This is a genomic window from Gluconobacter potus (assembly GCF_015244705.1).
GTDB classification, from domain to species: Bacteria; Pseudomonadota; Alphaproteobacteria; order Acetobacterales; family Acetobacteraceae; genus Gluconobacter; species Gluconobacter potus.
This window is the reverse complement of sequence record NZ_JABCQF010000003.1, coordinates 54,411-72,176: the sequence shown is the minus strand read 5'-3', so window position 1 is coordinate 72,176 and position 17,766 is coordinate 54,411. Positions and strand designations below refer to the sequence as shown.

At 62.6% G+C, this 17,766-nt stretch carries 15 protein-coding genes; 3 read left to right on the top strand and 12 right to left on the bottom strand.

The window, feature by feature from the left end; translation table 11 throughout:
- Positions 1-2: 2 nt before the first annotated feature.
- Genes HKD31_RS06730 through HKD31_RS06705 form a run of 6 tightly spaced genes read right to left on the bottom strand, consistent with a single transcriptional unit; the run spans position 3 to position 5,811 of the window.
- On the bottom strand, positions 3-1,073 hold the full coding sequence (locus HKD31_RS06730) for a glycosyltransferase (protein WP_194265349.1): 1,071 nt from the start codon (positions 1,071-1,073) through the stop codon (positions 3-5).
- Positions 1,070-1,825 carry a nucleotidyltransferase family protein gene (locus HKD31_RS06725; RefSeq protein WP_194265348.1) on the bottom strand — a complete coding sequence of 252 codons (756 nt, stop codon included), beginning with the start codon at positions 1,823-1,825 and terminating at the stop codon, positions 1,070-1,072. Before HKD31_RS06725 ends, HKD31_RS06730 begins: the two co-directional genes overlap by 4 nt.
- On the bottom strand, positions 1,822-2,637 hold the full coding sequence (locus tag HKD31_RS06720) for a sterol desaturase family protein (RefSeq protein ID WP_041112243.1): 816 nt from the start codon (positions 2,635-2,637) through the stop codon (positions 1,822-1,824). Before HKD31_RS06720 ends, HKD31_RS06725 begins: the two co-directional genes overlap by 4 nt.
- Positions 2,634-3,743 carry an LptF/LptG family permease gene (locus tag HKD31_RS06715; protein ID WP_228120316.1) on the bottom strand — a complete coding sequence of 370 codons (1,110 nt, stop codon included), beginning with the start codon at positions 3,741-3,743 and terminating at the stop codon, positions 2,634-2,636. The genes HKD31_RS06720 and HKD31_RS06715 overlap by 4 nt, the downstream gene beginning before the upstream one ends.
- Positions 3,740-4,894: an LptF/LptG family permease gene (locus HKD31_RS06710; protein WP_194265346.1), complete on the bottom strand. Its 1,155-nt coding sequence runs from the start codon at positions 4,892-4,894 to the stop codon at positions 3,740-3,742. The genes HKD31_RS06715 and HKD31_RS06710 overlap by 4 nt, the downstream gene beginning before the upstream one ends.
- Positions 4,891-5,811, bottom strand: a complete 921-nt coding sequence (locus HKD31_RS06705) for a metallophosphoesterase family protein (RefSeq protein WP_194265345.1) — start codon at positions 5,809-5,811, stop codon at positions 4,891-4,893. Before HKD31_RS06705 ends, HKD31_RS06710 begins: the two co-directional genes overlap by 4 nt.
- A gap of 139 nt (positions 5,812-5,950) precedes the next feature.
- Here HKD31_RS06705 and HKD31_RS06700 point away from each other — a divergent pair, with 139 nt between their 5' ends.
- Together HKD31_RS06700 and HKD31_RS06695 are read left to right on the top strand one after the other, a co-directional pair.
- The gene (locus HKD31_RS06700) at positions 5,951-6,898 is read left to right on the top strand and encodes a diacylglycerol kinase family protein (protein WP_194265344.1); all 948 of its coding nucleotides are present in this window, start codon (positions 5,951-5,953) and stop codon (positions 6,896-6,898) included.
- Positions 6,891-7,829: a hypothetical protein gene (locus tag HKD31_RS06695; protein ID WP_194265343.1), complete on the top strand. Its 939-nt coding sequence runs from the start codon at positions 6,891-6,893 to the stop codon at positions 7,827-7,829. The genes HKD31_RS06700 and HKD31_RS06695 overlap by 8 nt, the downstream gene beginning before the upstream one ends.
- 40 nt (positions 7,830-7,869) lie before the next feature.
- On the opposite strand, the gene spt is transcribed toward HKD31_RS06695, so the two are convergent.
- The 5 genes from spt to HKD31_RS06670 all read right to left on the bottom strand — a co-directional run bounded on the left by spt (position 7,870) and on the right by HKD31_RS06670 (position 13,677).
- Positions 7,870-9,063: a serine palmitoyltransferase gene (spt, locus tag HKD31_RS06690; RefSeq protein ID WP_062496726.1), complete on the bottom strand. Its 1,194-nt coding sequence runs from the start codon at positions 9,061-9,063 to the stop codon at positions 7,870-7,872.
- Complete coding sequence (locus HKD31_RS06685) at positions 9,060-9,314, bottom strand: acyl carrier protein (RefSeq protein WP_011253570.1); 255 nt, start codon at positions 9,312-9,314, stop codon at positions 9,060-9,062. The genes spt and HKD31_RS06685 overlap by 4 nt, the downstream gene beginning before the upstream one ends.
- A 114-nt stretch (positions 9,315-9,428) precedes the next feature.
- Entirely contained in the window at positions 9,429-11,240 is a 1,812-nt protein-coding gene (locus tag HKD31_RS06680; RefSeq protein ID WP_194265342.1) for a fatty acyl-AMP ligase, read from the bottom strand.
- On the bottom strand, positions 11,240-12,370 hold the full coding sequence (locus tag HKD31_RS06675; RefSeq protein ID WP_062496722.1) for a hypothetical protein: 1,131 nt from the start codon (positions 12,368-12,370) through the stop codon (positions 11,240-11,242). Before HKD31_RS06675 ends, HKD31_RS06680 begins: the two co-directional genes overlap by 1 nt.
- Entirely contained in the window at positions 12,367-13,677 is a 1,311-nt protein-coding gene (locus HKD31_RS06670; RefSeq protein WP_228120313.1) for a lipopolysaccharide biosynthesis protein, read from the bottom strand. Before HKD31_RS06670 ends, HKD31_RS06675 begins: the two co-directional genes overlap by 4 nt.
- A gap of 296 nt (positions 13,678-13,973) precedes the next feature.
- Here HKD31_RS06670 and alr point away from each other — a divergent pair, with 296 nt between their 5' ends.
- Positions 13,974-15,077 carry an alanine racemase gene (gene alr, locus HKD31_RS06665; protein ID WP_194265340.1) on the top strand — a complete coding sequence of 368 codons (1,104 nt, stop codon included), beginning with the start codon at positions 13,974-13,976 and terminating at the stop codon, positions 15,075-15,077.
- Between the two features lie 6 nt (positions 15,078-15,083).
- Here alr and HKD31_RS06660 read toward each other — a convergent pair whose 3' ends face one another.
- On the bottom strand, positions 15,084-17,738 hold the full coding sequence (locus HKD31_RS06660; protein ID WP_194265339.1) for a TonB-dependent receptor: 2,655 nt from the start codon (positions 17,736-17,738) through the stop codon (positions 15,084-15,086).
- Positions 17,739-17,766 lie beyond the last annotated feature (28 nt).

The window sequence follows — 17,766 nt, the reverse complement described above, 5'->3', positions numbered from 1 at the left end:
GCTCAGAAGCCCGGGATACGATCCAGCACGGCATTGCCATGCCTAACGAACGCTTCAGGCCCGAAGCGTTCCAGCACCCGTTTGCGGGACCGGGCGCCCATGGCCGCGAGATCGGCCGGTCTGCCGATCAGGTCCGCCAGAGCTGCCGCAAGGGCAGGGGCATTGTCGAACGGCACGATGCGTCCCGTCTCACCGTCGAGAATGCTCGATGGCAGTTCACCCGCAGGGGTGGCGACGACCGGAAGGCCACAGGACATGGCTTCATGCCCCGCGACACACATGCCCTCCCAGTGCGACGACTGGACGTAAAGATGCAGTGTTTTCAGAAAATCAAACGGCTTTGATTCGTAGCCCAGAAGGTCGATCGGCAGATTCCCGGCCGTGATGCGGGCCTGAAGCGCTGCGTGTTCGGGACCATCACCTGCGATCTGAAGGCGGAATGGCGGCAGGTCGGGATGGTCTTTCAGAAGAGCCACGGCCTCGCACAGAATGTCATACGCCTTGACGGGGTTCAGGCGTCCCAGCGAGCCGACGCGGACAACTTCGCCGTCTTTCCACGGCGTGGCCACAGGAGCGTCCGGATTGGCGCGGAAAATGGGCCAGGCGACGAAATTGTCGGTAAGGCCGAGTTCCTTCGCGGCAAAGGTGATGACGGACTGGGAGTCGGCGACCCAGAGCGTCGTGTAGGGGCGGCACAGCCTCAGCAGGAACGCGTTGGCCTTCTTCAGACGCCCGCAATGCTGCCAGTGAACCGTCGGGGTCTTGTGGCGCAGGGCAACCAGTTGTCCCAGAAGCGTGGCGCGGCTTAGCGACGTCCAGATCAGGTCCGGCTGAAACGCCTCCATCTCGTCCCGCAGCCAGCGATAGGCCGCGATATGGTCCCGCGTCGTGCCTTCCCGGACGCGCACGGGGATGCCTGCGGCTTCGATCAGCGGGATGGCGAGGCCGTCCTTGCGGGCCAGGGCGAAGACGGTCACATCCCCGCCTCGGGCTTTCAGAAAGGACACGATATCCGGAATGGGAAGCTGTGCGCCGCCACATTCGAGGGAATTGATGATGTAGGCGATTTTCATGGTGTCGTCCGGGCCAGGATTTTTTCAGCCAGCGTCAGGTCCGAGGGTTTGTCCACGTCCACGGCCGCGCGCCCGTCCGAGAGCGTCACCAGACGCACATTTGCGCCCGTCAGCGTCCGGATACGGCGATACAGGGCCGTGGAATCGAGCGTACGGGTCATGGCCCGGAGCAGGGTCCCGATCCCAAGTGTCAGGGCCATCCGGAGCGGGCGTTTGCGGTTCTGCTGAAGGCGCTTCCACAGTTCGATAACATTCCGTCCTTTCGGCGTGCCGATCAGGAACAGGTTGCAGCCGGAAAAGCTCATGTCAGACAGATGGATATAGGTCCGTTTCGTGCCGGGCACGTCGCGCTCAACCGTCGCACGCAGCGCCACGCCGGCCGCAAGATCGCAGCCCTGTGCCTTGGCGAGGAACTCCTGAATCCATTCCGGGCGCAGAAGCGCATGATCGGCTGTCGTCACCAGACAGGGCGTGCCGATCCGGGCAATGGCTTCGGCCACGCTCTCGCTTGGAGAAGGGGCCGAACGCAGGATCGTGGCGTCACCTGCGAGATCCCTGATGCAGTCCGGGTTTTCGATGCTGATCGTGACGGGCCCAAGGCCGGGCGTGCGGGCAATCGTATCGAGCACGCGGGCCAGCATGGGCTGACCGGCGACGGGAAGCAGTGCCTTGTGGGAAACCTGACCGAGTTTCGCAAGTACATCGTTCTCGCCGTCCCGGGACCCGGCGAGAACCAGAACCGGAAGCGTCATGCCGCGCGGTTACGGTCTGCTGCCGCGCGGGCGGAGGCCGGACGTGCGCCGTCGGGACGGTCTCGCGGGGGAGAGCCCGTCAGATCCATGACCCACGGATAACGATGGGCTTCCTCGATATCGTAACCGAGGTTGAAGACGTGCTTGCTGCGGGGCCGGTCACGGGCCTCACGGTAGAAACTGCTGAACAGGCGGTCTGGCACGTAGTTCGTGATGCCGTAATTGCCGTCCTCATCGTGGAAATGGTGCAGGACGTGAAGCTGCTTGATGTCCGCCACCCATTTCCAGCGCGGCTTGTAGGCCAGATGCTGGATGCAGTGGAAGAATTCGTAGATGCAGGTCATGACCAGCGCTGTCGAAAGCGCACAGAACGCACCGCTCCATCCCGCGATCAGTCCGCCGATGGGCATTGTGATGATCGCCATGGTCGGCACCGTGTTCAGCGGGGAGCCGAACAGCACGTCCAGCAGATGCGGGTCCTGATGATGGTCGAAATGGATGCGCTTCCACAGCGAAGCGGTCCAGTGGTTGCGGTACAGCCAGCGCCCGTGAAGGATGAAGCGGTGGATCGCATACCAGGCCAGCGGATAGACCACGATCACGACGGGAACGGGAATGAGCGTCGCCCACAGCGCAGTCGAGAAATGCAGGGCGGCCCAGGCGGACACAGCGATCAGCGCGAAATAGAGCAGGATCGTCGGATAGGTCAGATAGGCGAACCACAGCTGCGGGAGGTTCATCTTTCCCAGATCGAAGCTGCGACCCGTCCTGATGGCGGACATGTTGCGCCAGGGCGCCTTGAAGTTGCTCATCGTTCCTCCATCCGCAAAAGCCAGGTCAGCCCGAGAAGGGTCCCCAGGAGCGGTCCGACGCTGACGGCCAGCGGTGCTGGCAGCGTTCCCGCGTTTCCGAGTGCGGAAATCATTCCCTGCAGGATGACGAAACCCATTCCAGCGGCCAGAACATAAACTGGCAGTGGATTTCGAAGTCCTGCACGCGGAGGGATATAGATCACCGGGAGCGTCAATAGAAGCATTACTGCAATTTCGACAGGTAAAATCATCCCGCTGAAGAGGGCCATACGATACGTGGCCCGGGGTAGACTTGCGGGTGCGCCCTTGTGAAGAATGGCGCTGACCTGCGCTGGCGTGACGGTCGCTCCGTTCTGCGAGAGCGTCATGATGACCGAGGGTGTGGCCGGAATGACGAAGGTGCTGTCGCCCTTTGTAACATTTACGAACGACTTGTCATTGGTCAGGGAAAGATCCTGCGCGCCATCGGGATGCCACTGCCCGTCACGGTAAGTCAGGACATTCGTGTGTTCGGTGCCGGTCAGTAGGCCCGTGCTGTCCCGGTGATAGATCGTCACGTCCCGCAGGAACGTGCCGCCCTGGGCGATCTGCCCGATCCGGACCAGCGTGGGGCCTGCGCGGAACCACAGGATATTGTCCTCGGGTTGCCCGTCCTGCCCCGCGAGCGGGTCCGTGCGGTTCCACCATGTCGTGAGAGCGTTCTCGCAGACCGGGACCAGCCAGTACTGGGCGCAGGTTCCCCCGATCCCCGCGATCAGCACTGCGGGCAGGAGAAGACGGTACAACGCGGGCGTTGAAAGCCCGGCTGCCCGCAGGGCCGAGATTTCGCTCGACAGGGTCATCTGCGTGAGCAGGAACAGCGTGCCCACCATGAAGGCGAGCGGCAGGATGTCGATGCTCAGGGCAGGCAGGTGCAGGAAGGCGAAGGTCAGGATACCGCGAAAGCCGAGATGCCGGTTCAGGATCGGCGTCGTCTTTTCAAGAAGAGCCAGGATTTCCAGCAGCGAGACGAGGACGGCCCCGCACAGCGCGAACCGCCCCAGAAGGGCGCGGTTGAGTGCCTTGATCAGGACATGGCGGGGCATGGCAGGTGTGGAGTCGCTCATGCTGGTGCCCTTGTGAGCTTGCGTCGCCGCCATGACCCTCGGGAACGGCGCAGCAGGGCTGCCAGACAGCCCACGCAGAACAGCAGTTCCGGTACCCAGATCGCCAGCCAGATCGGAAGACGTCCGGTCGAGGCGAGGCTGTGGCCGAACATGAGCGTCTGGTCGAAGCCGATCAGGATCACGGCCACCGCAATCAGTCCCCAGACGGATTTTCTCCGCCGGGCGCTGATGGCCAGCGCGACCGCCAGCGGCGGAATGAACGGGATGGCGATGGCGCGGGCCATACGGAAATCCATTTCCGCCCGGAGTGTGCGGTATTCGATGCCGGGCAGGCCATAACGCAGGTCATGCGCCAGTTCGAACAGGGTCAGTTCGCGCTCGTCGGTCCCGCGGGAGCGGAAAGAGGTTTCCTTGTTCGGTCGGTCGATAACGCGGACGACATGTTCGAAATGGGTCACAGTCGGTTTGTGGGGTTTGGTGGCCTGGAACGGATCATCCACGATTTCCCCGTTCCACAGGTCGAGGCGCGTACTGCGGGTCTTTTCCGAAATGGTCAGCGCGCCGGTCCGGGCCGTGATGATGTGAGCCACGCCGTTGGCATTCACTTCCCGGATGAAGACCCGTCTGAGGCGGGTGCCGGCATGGCTGACACTGTCGGCCGTCATGACGGCCTTGCTGGACGTGGAGGCGAACATTCCCGCCTGAAGATGCGGGGCCCAGCCGGTATGCTCGGCAAAATAGAAGCCCGCGCGATAGTCATAGCGGGCCACGGGCTGGATATAGCCGTACAGGAACACGCTCGCCGCCCCGAGAAGCAGCCCTACGATCATGAAAGGGCGACTGATTCGCATCAGCGAGACCCGCCCGGCCTGAAGCGCGTCGATCTCGTTGTTGTCGCTCATGCCCCGGATGGTGAGGAACACCGCGATACACAGCGCCGCGGGCAGGGCAATGCCGAAGTAATGGGGCAGAAGATCCGTCAGGAGCGCGATACATGTTCCAAGCGAACTTCCGGCCGAAGCCAGATAGTCGAACAGAGACAGCAGGCGTTCCAGCAGCAGCGCGACCAGCATTGCCAGAAGCGCAATGGCGAATGGTGGCGCCATCTGCGTCAGCAGATAACGGTCCAGAATGTTGGCCCGCTGTTTCACGCCTCTGTCCTTCCCGAACGGTTCCATGACGCCCGTTCACTGACGGAGCCATCGAGCCGGTGACGTGCCAGAGTGATTGTCCAGCCCTTCCTATATGGGTGGATGCTCAGGTGATTCCAGCAGGCCTGCCGGTGTGGGCGTTCATCCGTCAGGGAGGCGGACGCCACGCCGAGAAGTGGAATGTCGGTTCCGGCGATATGGGTCAGCGTTGCGTTATGGGAGTGCCCGTGCAGCACGATCTCCGCGCCAGCCCGCCTGAAAACAGCGGCGACTTCACGGTGATCGAGCAGGGATTTGCGCCAGGGTACGAGTCCACGCCGGGGCGGATGATGGATCATCACGACCCGGCACAACCCCTCTTTGCCCAGCTCTTCCAGAAGCGCCTCAAGCCGGTCCCGCTGCCTGCGGCCGACCCGCCCGCATGCCATGAAAGGCGCTGTCGGAATGCTGGAATTGACGCCGACGATCGCAACCCCGTTCTGGATGCGGACATACGGATATTGCCGCGCGGACCAGCGTTCCCACTGGTGCAGACCGGCCGAGGCCGGCTGGCGGACCATGCAGTCATGATTGCCGGGAATCACGAGCGCAGGAGCCGGCAGGGCATCGAGCCAGCGTGCAGCCGCGGCAAACTCGTCGGGCGTTCCGAAATTGGTCAGGTCCCCGCTGACGAGGATGGTGTCCACGTCCGAGCGCCCGATATCTTTTACCAGGGCTGTGCAGGTCTGTTCGAGATGGACGTACCGGCGGTGCTTCTTCCATGACAGAAGGCTCAGGGCGCGCTTGTTGAGCGCCTCACGCCAGTGAACCGGGGGCGGGGGCAGGTGCGGGTCCGAAATATGGGCCAGTGTGACAGTGGGGGTGACAGGGGACGTTTGCCGCGACGAGAGGGGATCTGCGGGCAGGTCAGGGGTCATGATCAGAAAAGGGCCTTGTCAGTATCCACGTCAGAAGCCGGCATCCGGGCGTGCCGGGATGCCATGTTCTGGCAGTTCCATCATAGCCGTGCTAGACCCGCCCGCATAGCCGAACGCCATACGAAGATTGCCTCACCTAGTGCGCATTGCCTTGATCCATAATGCCCGTAGCCGGAAAAACCGCCGGAACGGTTCCAGTTTTGCTGTCGAGGCCCAGGCCCTTCTGGGGAAGGATTTCGTGCCTTCAGATAGTCGGGAGGGGACAACCGAACATGTCCGCCAGCTTTGTGAGCGTGGGATCGACACCATCCTCATCGATGGCGGCGACGGGACGGTCAGCACGGCCCTGACCGCCATCGCGCGCGCTTATCCTGCGGACAGGCTCCCGGATATCGTGGTCCTGGCGTCTGGCAACACGAACCTTATTGCCGGGGATGTCGGTTTCGGCCTGCGCGGGATGGAGGCGATCCAGCGTCTGCGGCAGGGCGGCCTGCGCTCCAGCGTGCGAACCCCGATCCGCCTGTCCTGGCCCGGAACCGACCGGATGCCCGTGCTTGGCCTGTTCGGGGGCTGCGCGGGATATGCACGCGCCGTCCGGATTGCCCATTCGCCGACCGTCCTGCGTTTCGCGCCCCATGATCTTGCGGTCGGCATCACGCTGCTCTCGACATTCGTCAGCCTCATGTTTCGCAAAAGCCGCGAGGAGTGGCTCCGGGGTGATCCGCTGAGGATCGAGACCGGCGGCCATGTCTATGACGGACAGAGCTTCATGTTCCTGACGACAGGGCTTTCGCGCCTGTCCCGCGGGATCTGGCCCTTCTGGGATGCAGAGCCCAATGTCGAAGGGCTGCGTTATCTGGATGTAAGCGCCTGGCCGGACAGTCTGCTCCGGGCGACAGTCGCCCTTCTGTGCGGACGTGCACCGCGTTGGCTGCGTCGTCACCCGGATTATGTCAGTGGCCGGACGGACGACATGACGCTGGTGACGGAAAGCGATTTCGTGCTCGATGGCGAGGTCTTCAGCGCGGCGCCGGGCGGTGTCCTGCGTCTGGAGCAGGCATCGCGCTTCCGGTTCCTTCATGCCTGATGCGCTCGAACAGCGCCTGATCGGCGAACTGACGACGCCGGTCGATCCAGGCGTGGGCGCTTTTGCCGATGCGCTGGCCCGTGCCTGTCCCGTTCTGCCCCTGGGGGTGCTGTTCTACGGCTCGCTCCTGCGTAAAGCTGATCCGGACGGTATTCTCGACTTCTACATCATTACCGAAAACGCCGCGGGCTTTGCGGGCGGACTGGTGGCCCGGACCGGTAATCTCGTCCTGCCGCCCAATGTCCGTTATTCCGAATTCCGTCATGACGGCCAGGTTCTGAGAGCAAAGATCGCAGTACTGTCACAGGCGCAGTTCGAAGCCCGAACGGGGCTCGGCGCGCTCGACACAACAATCTGGGCGCGGTTCTGTCAGCCCGTGCGGCTGGTCTGGGTGCGGGATCCGCAAAGCGCGGATGCCATTCTGTCACTGATCGCGGGCTGTGTGACGACGGCGGCCTGCTGGGCGGCGCTTCTGGGTCAGGCGTCCATGACGGCGGTGGAGTTCTGGCAGACTCTTTTTGCCCATACCTATGCGTCCGAGCTTCGGGTCGAGAAAAAGGGCCGGGGCAACAGTATTCTGGAAGGACAGGAGGCACGTTACGCTGCCCTGCTGACGCTGGGGTGGGCGCGGGGACATCTTCAGTTCTCGGCTCATGGCGACAGGCTTGAACCCGTCATTCACGAGGAGCTTCGTCGGAAAGCGGCCCGTCGCTGGGCGCTGATCCAGACATCCGGACGGCCACGCAATGTGGCCAGACTGCTGAAGGCCGCCTTTACGTTTGAAAACGGCGCGTCCTATCTGGCCTGGAAGATCCAGCGCCATACGGGTTTTGACATGCAGCTCTCGCCCTTCGAGAGCCGGCATCCGCTTGTGATGCTGCCCCGGCTTCTGTGGCGCGCGCGGGGACTTCTGGCGCGTTCGAAAGCCTGAATCAAAAAGGGGGATCCGGTGGATCCCCCTTTTTTATGGATTACAGCCCGAAATGTCTGGCGACTTCGCCGAAGACTGCAACGGCGCGGTCAATTTCCTCGGGGGAATGGGCTGCCATGACCGAGCAGCGAAGCAGCGGCCGGTTGTCAGGCGTGGCCGGGGGGAGAGAGAGATTCACATAGACCCCGTTTTCCAGCAGCGCGTTCCAGAAACCCACGGCCTGATCCACGGTCTCCAGCGTCACGGCGACCACCGGGGAGACGTGCTCGCCCGTCTTGAGGCCGACCTTCTGGAGCCCCGCATGCAGGCGGGCTGCGTTTTCCTGAAGCTTTGTCCGCAGTTCTGGGCGGGCCTGCATGTCTTCAAGCGCCGCCATGGTGGCTGCGATGATTTCCGGGGGCAGGGACGCCGTGAACATGTAGGGACGCGAGCACAGACGCATCAGGTCCACGCCGTCATGGTTCGTGACGCAGTAGCCGCCCACGGTTCCGAGGGACTTGGAGAAGGTCCCGACCACGAAGTCGATCCCGTCCTCGCAGCCCTGCATTTCCGCAACGCCACGGCCATGCGCACCCAGAACACCGAATGAATGGGCTTCGTCAGCCATCAGATACGCGCCGTGGCGCGTCTTGATGTCGACGAACTTGTCCAGCGGGGCGACATTGCCCGTCATGGAGTAGATGCCCTCGGCGATGATGAGCTTGGCACCCGTGTGGTCCTTCAGGCGTGCCAGACGCTTTTCCAGATCGACCGGATCGTTGTGGCGGAAGCGGATGACCTGTGCGCCGGACAGCTTGGCGCCGTCATAGATGCTGGCATGGCTGTCCGCATCGAGCAGCAGGACGTCGTCCTTGTTCACCAGAGCTGAGATCGTGCCCAGATTGGCCTGATAGCCGGTCGAGAACACCATGCAGTGCTTGCGGCGGAAGAACTCGGCGAGCTTTGCCTCCAGCTTGCGGTGCAGACCGAAGGTCCCGTTCGCAATGCGGGAGCCCGTCGTGCCGACGCCCATCGTCTCGGCCGTTTCCACGGCTGCTTCGATGGCTTTCTTCGACTGGCTGAGACCAAGATAGTTGTTGGTCCCGAACAGCAGCGTTTCGCGCCCTTCGATAATCCCGACACTTGCGGAGATCGGCCGCTCGATTACGACCTCGAACGGGTTCCGGGGCGACGCTGCGGTCAGGCCCTCATAGGCTTCGCGCAGCCCCTGGTGCTTGGCGAAAATATCGGTCACGCGTGGGCGACCTTCAGCGTGTGCAGGCAGCCGGCAAGGTCGTTGATAGTGCGGATATCGGCCAGCTTGTCGAGCGGGACGGAGACGTCGAGTTCGTCTTCGATTTCCATGACGAAGTTCATGACGGCCAGGCTGTCAAAGGCCAGGTCTTCGACAATCTTGCTGTTGCCATCGATGTCCCGGGGAACTTTCGGATTAGCAAGCAGTTTCTCAATGATCATTCCGGAAATACCGGCGACGCTGTCAGTCATGGACTTCAACTCTCGGTGTCTATGCAATCTTGGGCAAGCCTTATGCTCCAAACCGGCCCCTTTCGCCACCCCTTTGCCTTTTCAGGCAGCAGGGCAGATGGAGCCGGTTCGGGATCAGGCGACCGAAGACGTGGTTTCTGGCTGCTGTTCGAACTGACCGGAGAGCAGCATGGTCTTGGCCTTTGCGCGGGTCAGCTTGCCGGACGAGGTCTGGGGAAGCGTGCGCGGCGGCACAAGAATGACGTCGACATCCACGCCGTGCTGGCGGCGGAACAGACTCGTGACCTCGTCGCGGAGCTGGTTGCGGCTCTCATCCTCGGTCGCGCGGCACTGGACGAGTGCCACGATCTTCTCGCCTTCGTCGCCATCCACGGAGAAGACGGCCACGTCACGCGACCGCAGGGTGGGGATCTCGCTTTCGGCGGACCATTCCAGATCCTGCGGCCAGATATTGCGGCCGTTGATGATGATCAGGTCCTTAGCGCGGCCGGTGACGACGATCTGGCCATTGAGGTGATAGCCAAGATCACCCGTGTTCAGCCAGCCATCCGCATCGAGGACGGCTTCGGTCTCATCGGGACGGCGGAAATAGCCGCACATGAGACTCGGTCCACGCACGTAAACGGTGCCAACCTGCCGGTCCGCCAGATCATGTCCTGCGGCGTCGCGGACTTCGATCTGATGATCGGGAAGGGCCTCGCCGCACAGGACAAAGGTCCGCAGCGGATGGGACGGATCGTTGGAAGGCTCGGCAATACCGTCCTTCTCCAAGCGGCGCAGATCGATCGTGTCGGTCTGGATGCCGGTGTTGAGCGGGGCGAAGCTGATGGCGAGTGTTGCCTCAGCCATGCCGTAACTCGCGACGAAAGAGGTGGCCCGGAAGCCGTTGGAGGCGAAACGCTCGGCAAAGCCTTCGAGGATATGATGGCGGATCATGTCACCGCCAATGCCGGCAATGCGCCAGCACGACAGGTCCAGATCGGCCTGACCGCTGCGGCGGGCGCAGAGTTCGTACCCGAAGGACGGGCTGTAGGCGATCGTGCCGCGGTTGCGGGAAATCAGGTCCAGCCAGACATGCGGACGACGCGCGAATTCGCGGGTGGGCAGCAGATCGACGGAAAGCTGGCACGTCAGGGGCGTCAGGAAGAAGCCGACCAGCCCCATGTCATGATAGAGCGGCAGCCAGGAGACGCAGCGGTCATCGCGCGGGTCTTCGGCCGGGTAGACGTGAAGACCGTCGTGGGCGATGGCGCGGGCATTGGCCATGCCGGCCGCCTGCGTGACCGAAACGCCCATCGGAAAGCGTGTGCTCCCCGAGGAAAACTGGAGATAGGACAGGGCTGTCGGGGCAATTTCCGGCAGTTCGACACGGGCTTCGGCGTGACGGTACAAGTCAGCGGGCGAGCCGCCGAAGACCAGGTCGAGGCCATCCACAATATCCGCCGTCCAGCTTCCGATCACGTCAGGCACCACAACGGCGCGGGCTGCGGCGCTCTGGATCATGCCGCGCAGCGTCGTCACATAACCCTCGCGTCCGCCGAAGGCGACCGGCAGGGGGAGCGGCGCCGGGACCAGGCCTGCATACTGGCAGCCGAAGAAGATCCGGGCGAAGTCACCATCGCTTTCCGCCACGATCGCGACGCGATCGCCCGGGACCAGACCAAGACCCAGTAGGCGGCAGGCCATGGAACGGGCCTGCTCGCGCAGCAGACGGTATGGCAATGCCTCGAGAAGCTGCCCCCGGCCGGAATAGATGTTGAATCCGCTCTCGCCCTGGGCCGCGTAATCAAGGGCGGCCGCAAAGCTGGGGAAATCTCCGTAACGTCTTTCCAGGCCGGAACGGCTTGGCGTCGGAACGGGATTGGCGGTTGGGTTCTGGTTGGCCTCGGTCAAACCTGGACTAGCTCCGTTTGGATTACCTGACATCAGGCAGCCCTTTTCAGAAAATCGACAATTGCATCCGCGGCAGCGGGAGCAGTGGGCTCATCGCCCAGTGTTTCGAATGTCTCTAATACATATTGGCGCTGTGCCTCAAGAAAACGAGGATGCGTTTCGAAAGCATTCTCTATCTTGGAGCCCAGATCCGATACATTTTCCGTCACTGGCCCCAGCGTCCAGAACTGGTAGTCCGGATTTCCATGCCATTTGACATGGTGGGCGTTGAGAAAGAGACAAGGGCGCGGGCGGATCATGAACTCGGCCACCTGGCTGCTGACATCCCCCAGATAGAGGTCTGCCCCCATCGTATAGGTCATGTCGATGCTCCGGTGGCTTCCCGGGTCGATCAGCATGTGCGACAGATGCCCATACTGGCGCCTCAGGGCTTCCCCCTCTTCGCGATGATTGTCGAAGAGACGGAAATGCGGTGCGAAAACAAGGTTGTAGCGATCCTGCGTGGCAAAGAACTGCAGGATCTGATGCCCCATTTCCGGCCATGAGGACAGGCGGCGCAGGAAATGCGGATTATACAGGATCGTCGGCCGGTTGTTGTTGAAGAGTTTCGGCCGTTTCGCATCCATGCGTCGCACGAGATCAAACTTGGCGTAGGTGCCGCGATGATAGGCGCCGGGGCGGATGATGCCCTTTTCCAGCATGCGCTGCTCCACCTTGCGTCCGGGAACCAGCAGGAAGTCGAACTTTCCGAGATGCCGGGCAAAGCCGATCGCGCGGTCACCGGCGCCATGGCCCGTCCAGATCATTTTCGGACGCCGCACGCCCATGTGGCGGAGCTGCAGGGACGTCGCTTCCGGCACGATGATCGCATCGAAGGTCCGGAAATAATGCCTGGAGGCGAAAAGCCCGATCAGACGATCCACCACCCGAAGCCCGTGCAGTTCGATCCGGCGGCGGAGCTTGGGGGAGATCGGGAGCAGATCGAATTGCACCCGGGCTTCCGGATAGAGCGTCGCCAGCGAGCGTGCCAGTTCGAGATGGCTCACGGTCAGGCACGAGACATGGACCGCAACGTCCGGATGGCGCGCGGAAACTTCCAGCGCGATGGGCAGGGCGTGCAGGGTCTGGTGACGCTGGCCGATGAGAGGGAATGCCACCTTCATGCCGCAAGCCCCTGCGGACTGCGGGCCGTGCGGATCACGAAGACAAGCTGGATCGTGATCAGAAGGGTGACGCCACATAATGTCGCCGGCCCGACGCCGCTCAGCCCGTAATGACGAACCATCATTACCAGGGCCGGGAGGAAGAAGGTACATTCCAGAATACGGGCACCGATCGCGGCGCCGGAGCGGTTCGTCGTGAACAGCAGCGGCTCCAGCGGCAGGCCCCAGACGGTGACTACTTCAGCGGCCAGCAGCCACAGCGTGACGGGAAGGGCTTCTGTCGCCCCCTTGTGGCCGATATAGAGCTGCAGGAGCGGACGTCCGGCGAACAGCGTGAGCAGGAGCAGGGCCGTTCCGATTCCGCCAGCCATCAGGGCAATCTGACCCGTCAGGCGATACAGCCGGTTCATGGCCCTGTCGCGCCACAGCCGGGCCATTTCGGGATAGACGGTCGTCTGGATCAGGGTCGCGGGCTTGGCGATCCCGGCCGCGATCTGGCTTGCAATCCGGTAGTAGCCGGCGCTCGTCGGGCCGACGAAGGCGCCGACCACGAGGGTGCCGATATGGCCGAAGGCGAGGGCGAGCGTGGAATTGAGGTTCGTGTTCAGCGCGAAACGCCAGATCCCCGGATAGGTGCGGAAAAACTGTCCGCTCAGGATCTCGGGCAGGATGCCGCGCATTTCATGGAAGAGGCCACGGATCAGGTCCCGGCGATACATCTCGCGGGTCGCCATGAAAAAGATCGTACCCCAGGCCGTCACTTCTGCGGCCATCCAGACACTGGCAAGCGCCGTTACCGACGCCCAGCCCAGAGCCATCGAAGCCGTACCAATCACGCGGACGATGGTGGCCACGGTGCCCTGTACGGCCAGCAGGTCGTACCGGTCGAAAACCCTCAGAAGGCCCGTTGCAGTGGCGGATGCCATGAAAAGGATGGAGATGCAGTAGACGACGCCGATGACGTGGATCTCAGGCGGCCAGCCCAGAAGATTCATGGCCAGAAGGCTGATGAGGACGCCCCCGCCAAAACCCAGCAGACCGCCGAAGCTGTCCAGCAGCAGACTGAAGGAGACGATTTTCTGGAAACCCCGACGGTCGCCCTGCGTCAGGGGACGCAGGCCATAATGCAGAACGGTCTGCCAGGACTGGAAATCCACGATGTCGCCCATCGTTCGCGCGAAGGCATACATCATCGCGACGAGTCCGAAGCTGTAGCTCCCCAGCAGGTGGGTCGCCATCCAGATATGGATGAGGCTCAGCGGGGCATTGACTGCGCGTCCTCCCAGAAGAACGCCCAGATTGCTCATGACACGCTGGACACCACCTGGTCTTACAGCCTGAGAAGACGATGAGTCGTCTGACATCAATTTATGGAAACTTTCGTGACAGTCTTGCCGTTAACTCCGTTGGGCACCAGAAATAGGCGTTTCCCCGGAAATCTGAACTCACTTTTTGTGACTGAAGATTGCATTCGCATGCAGTGCATGGCGTCTTGTTGCGCAGAATTCCTGATGTGAAAAGCCCGGTGTGAAAAGAGGGCCGTGCCGTTGCTTCATGAGACTGGAGTGCCATAAGAAAGCATTGCAGTCTTTTGGGCAGCCACATGCAAACAGTTTTTCAGAACGAAGCATCTGCACGGGCCGGAGCCTGGCTGGGCGTCAGTCTACAGGCTATCGCCGGGAATTACGATCTCGTTGCCGCTCTTGGCGCCGGCGCGGAATGTGCGGCCGTCGTCAAAGCCGATGCCTATGGACTGGGGACGGATCGGGTGGCTCCCGTTCTTGTGGCCCGCGGCGCAAAGACATTCTTTGTCGCACATCTTGACGAAGGGATCGCCCTGCGAGTCACCCTTCCCGAAGCCCGCATTTTCGTGCTGCACGGTTTCATGCCCGGCTGTGAAGGCAGCATGCAGGCCCATGGCCTGATTCCCGTCCTCAACGATCTTGAACAGGTTCGAAGCTGGCAGCGGCTCTGCGGGGAAAAGGGCTGTGCCTTTCCCGCAGCGCTCCAGTTCGATACGGGGATGTCCCGGTTTGGCCTGACTGCCGAGGACCTTCAGGATCGTCCGGTTTTTGAGGGGCTGAACCTGCAACTGGTGATGAGCCATCTGGCCTGCGCGGATACGCCGGACAATCCCGCCAACGGGATGCAGCGGAAGCGCTTCGTGGAAATGGCCGCCGGCTTTCCGGGCGTGCCCCGGTCCCTAGCGGCCTCTTCGGGGATTTTCCTTGGCCCGGACTACCATTTTGAACTGATCCGTCCGGGTGCCGCCCTTTATGGGATCGCGCCTTTCGAAGGGAGCCGCGCCCTGAAGCCTGTCGTTTCGCTCGATGCGCGGATCGTGCAGATCCGGACGGTGCAGGCTGGAGACCGCGTCGGGTACGGGCTGGGCTGGACAGCCACGAGGCCCACACGGATCGCCACGCTGGGGCTTGGCTATGCGGACGGGTTCTTCCGGGCCCAGGCGGGGCGGGGTGCTGTCTGGTATGGGCAGACCCGGCTTCCGGTCATCGGACGTGTTTCGATGGACAGTATTTCCGTTGATCTGACCGATGCGCCTGCCGGTCTGAAAGCGGGGGACGTGCTGTCGGTGCTGGGGCCGGCGCAGGATGTGGATGCGCTGGCGCGCTCGGCAGGGACGATCGGCTACGAGGTCCTGACGGCGTTGGGAAGCCGTTTCCACCGCGTCTATGTGTCGGGTGGCTGAGCCGGGTCAAACCGATTTGCGGATGGAAAACGAGATGGTCCGCCCGAGCGGGTCGAGAAAGGCCGGTTCATAGCCGGCGGGCGTGATGCCCGAGCCGTTGCGGGCACGGATGCGGCTGTTGAACAGGTTGCTGACCGAGACCATGACCCGGAAATTCTTCGCCCAGTTCCGGTTCTGCCAGCGGGGGATTTCGCCCAGATCGGCGAAGGCCGTCATATCCACGGTCGCCAGATCGCTGAAGAACAGGCTGTTGGCGTGGGTGCTGGCGAGGGTGGAGGTTGCGGACTGCCATTTGGTGACGAGACGGAAACCCAGGCCGTTCTTGAACACGCCCCCCTGAAGCTCGACTTCGTGGCGGGGCTGACCCCCGGTGCCGCCAATCGTCCCGCCATTGAGCAGATCGATTGGCGCCAGGCCCGACCGGAGCTGTACCGTGTCCTTGAGGCGCCAGACCTGCGTCAGAACGATGTAATACCGGCCGCCAGCGCCATGTTTGCCGCCTTTTCCTTCGGGTTTCTTCCCGAGCGGTCTGGAAAACGAGAAGGTCGCATTCCATTCATTGCGCTTTTCCATGAGCGCATTGACGGGGCGGATATCGACGACATCCAAAATTCCGTCCGAATTGCGCTGGTAACGGTCCGGGAAGGCTTCCTCGATGGCCGCCGTTGCGGTCGGCAGGCTCATGACCGGGTTGTGGTTGCGGTCCCGGACATAATTTACATGCAGCCGGGCTCCTTCGAGAAAAGCCGGGGAAAGGATGGTGCCAATGCTGATCTCGTGCCGGTCCGCCGCGCGCAGGTTCCGGTTGCCGCCTGAGATGGTCGTCACCTGCACGGAGCGTCCTGTGACATAGTCATAGGTCGTGACGTTGGGGGTCTCGATCTGCGGGGCGACGAGACTGGTGGCGCTGGGGGCTTCTGTCCGGTCGGTCACGGAGAAGGGGAACTGGACCCAGGAGACGGGCTCCCAGGTCACGCCCCCGCCGATCGTCCCGAGTGTTCCGAAATGGGACACCTGGCTGACCGCGCCGTTGACGTTCGCATCCAGCTTTCCCAGGAACGACAGGACATGCTTGCGCGCATTGGCAATGGGAATGTCGCCGTTGATCTGAAGGGTGCCGACATCGCGGCTGATATGGGTGCGCTGCAGCTTGCCCTGGCTGATGGAGGTCGCGTTCTGTTCGGTCAGGGTGCCGGTGGGGGCAATGCTGGTCGAGACATCACCGGCGGGCAGGGAGAACAGCGAGCCGGAGACCAGACCGCTGATTTTGCCGGTCGTGCCGGTGGTATGGCCCTGATTGACCAGCCGGCTGTTCAGCCAGCTTCGGTCCACTTCCGAGAACGGATCGAAGCCGACCAGGCCCTCCGTCAGCGCCGTCTGGGCGGCGCTCAGATCAAGCCCGGTCTGGCTGTTGGTCGCGGTGGTGGAGCGGTCGAAACTTCCGGTGCTGTTCCACTTCCAGTTCCCCACGTCGCCATTGAAATTCAGCCCGGCATGAACGGAATCCGTATGAGACCTCTGCTGAAGCGCGGAGACGTTGGTGTAGTCCCGGTACAGGAGCGTGTCCTGCGAGAACGGTGAGTACAGGCTGCCGGACGGGAGGGTCAGGATGCCGCGGGCCGGTCCCTGAAGGCTTTCGGAATTGCTGTGGGTGTAGCTGGCGTTGAAGGAGGCCGAGACGTCCTTGAAGATCTGGTCCGCATAGACACCGTTCAGGTTCAGTTCATGCGTTCTTGGCTGAAGGCTGTAATCCGAGGCGTCTGAACTGACATGCGGTGCATTGGCATAAGTCGTGAAATCCTGAAGGGTCGGGATCTGCCCTGATGCGAGCGACGGCACGCCCGCAGATGTCACGCTCTGCCCGACGAGCGCATCAAGCGCCGGGTCGAGACTGCCGCCGTCCGTGGATGTGACGTTGCCTGCATTGGAATAGAGACTGCTGGCGGAAGGGGGCGTGACGCCGCGGTCGCTGTCCAGAAGACGCGCCTGTGCCTCATAGCGCGCACTCAGATTGATCCGCCGCTCTCCGGAGAGCTTCGTGAAGCTGGCGCCCAGAACGCCATCATCACCGCCGCCATCGGTGGATGTGCTGCCATAGGCCCGCATCCGCACGGCCCGGAAATGCTTCACGGTGATGATGTTCACCACGCGCTCGTCGGCCGGATAGCCGTAGCGCAGGGCCTCTTCCTCGGTGAAGATCTCGACCCGTGCGATGGCCTCGAAGGGAAGGTCATTGACTTCCTGCATGCCCGAAATGCGCTTGCCGTTCAGCAGGACGACCGGTGTGTTGCCGGTCGCGCCGCGTCCTGAACGGGTTTCCGGCGCAATGGCCGTCAGCAGATCCGCTGCGGTATCGACGCCATAAGAGCGGATTTCATCGGCCTGGATCTGCATGATCGGCTTGGCATCGCCCAGCACGGCGCTGGCGGGTTTATGGGCTTTGACCTCGATTTTCTCGCCGCCATTGATGGACGTCGTGGACGTGGTCACGGTCGTCGCGCTGTTCTGGGTGGCAGAGGGCGTGGTGAGGGTGTTCGCAGCGGTCTGCGCGAGGGCAGAAGGAGCGGAGAGGAGGCTGCCGAGGCCCCAGACAAGACCGAGAGCCGGACGCAGCCCCGGCCGTGCCGGTGCTGCTGGGGTTTTCAGGTCATGATCTGGCATGCGCGCGTCTGCCGGCTCCTGTGTCTGG

Coding starts and splice junctions, on each gene's coding strand:
- HKD31_RS06730 (WP_194265349.1), bottom strand. CDS start 1,073: ATGAAAATCGCCTACATCATCAATTCCCTCGAATGTGGCGGCGCACAG.
- HKD31_RS06725 (WP_194265348.1), bottom strand. CDS start 1,825: ATGACGCTTCCGGTTCTGGTTCTCGCCGGGTCCCGGGACGGCGAGAAC.
- HKD31_RS06720 (WP_041112243.1), bottom strand. CDS start 2,637: ATGAGCAACTTCAAGGCGCCCTGGCGCAACATGTCCGCCATCAGGACG.
- HKD31_RS06715 (WP_228120316.1), bottom strand. CDS start 3,743: ATGAGCGACTCCACACCTGCCATGCCCCGCCATGTCCTGATCAAGGCA.
- HKD31_RS06705 (WP_194265345.1), bottom strand. CDS start 5,811: ATGACCCCTGACCTGCCCGCAGATCCCCTCTCGTCGCGGCAAACGTCC.
- HKD31_RS06695 (WP_194265343.1), top strand. CDS start 6,891: ATGCCTGATGCGCTCGAACAGCGCCTGATCGGCGAACTGACGACGCCG.
- HKD31_RS06685 (WP_011253570.1), bottom strand. CDS start 9,314: ATGACTGACAGCGTCGCCGGTATTTCCGGAATGATCATTGAGAAACTG.
- HKD31_RS06680 (WP_194265342.1), bottom strand. CDS start 11,240: ATGTCAGGTAATCCAAACGGAGCTAGTCCAGGTTTGACCGAGGCCAAC.
- HKD31_RS06675 (WP_062496722.1), bottom strand. CDS start 12,370: ATGAAGGTGGCATTCCCTCTCATCGGCCAGCGTCACCAGACCCTGCAC.
- HKD31_RS06670 (WP_228120313.1), bottom strand. CDS start 13,677: ATGAGCAATCTGGGCGTTCTTCTGGGAGGACGCGCAGTCAATGCCCCG.
- alr (WP_194265340.1), top strand. CDS start 13,974: ATGCAAACAGTTTTTCAGAACGAAGCATCTGCACGGGCCGGAGCCTGG.
- HKD31_RS06660 (WP_194265339.1), bottom strand. CDS start 17,738: ATGCCAGATCATGACCTGAAAACCCCAGCAGCACCGGCACGGCCGGGG.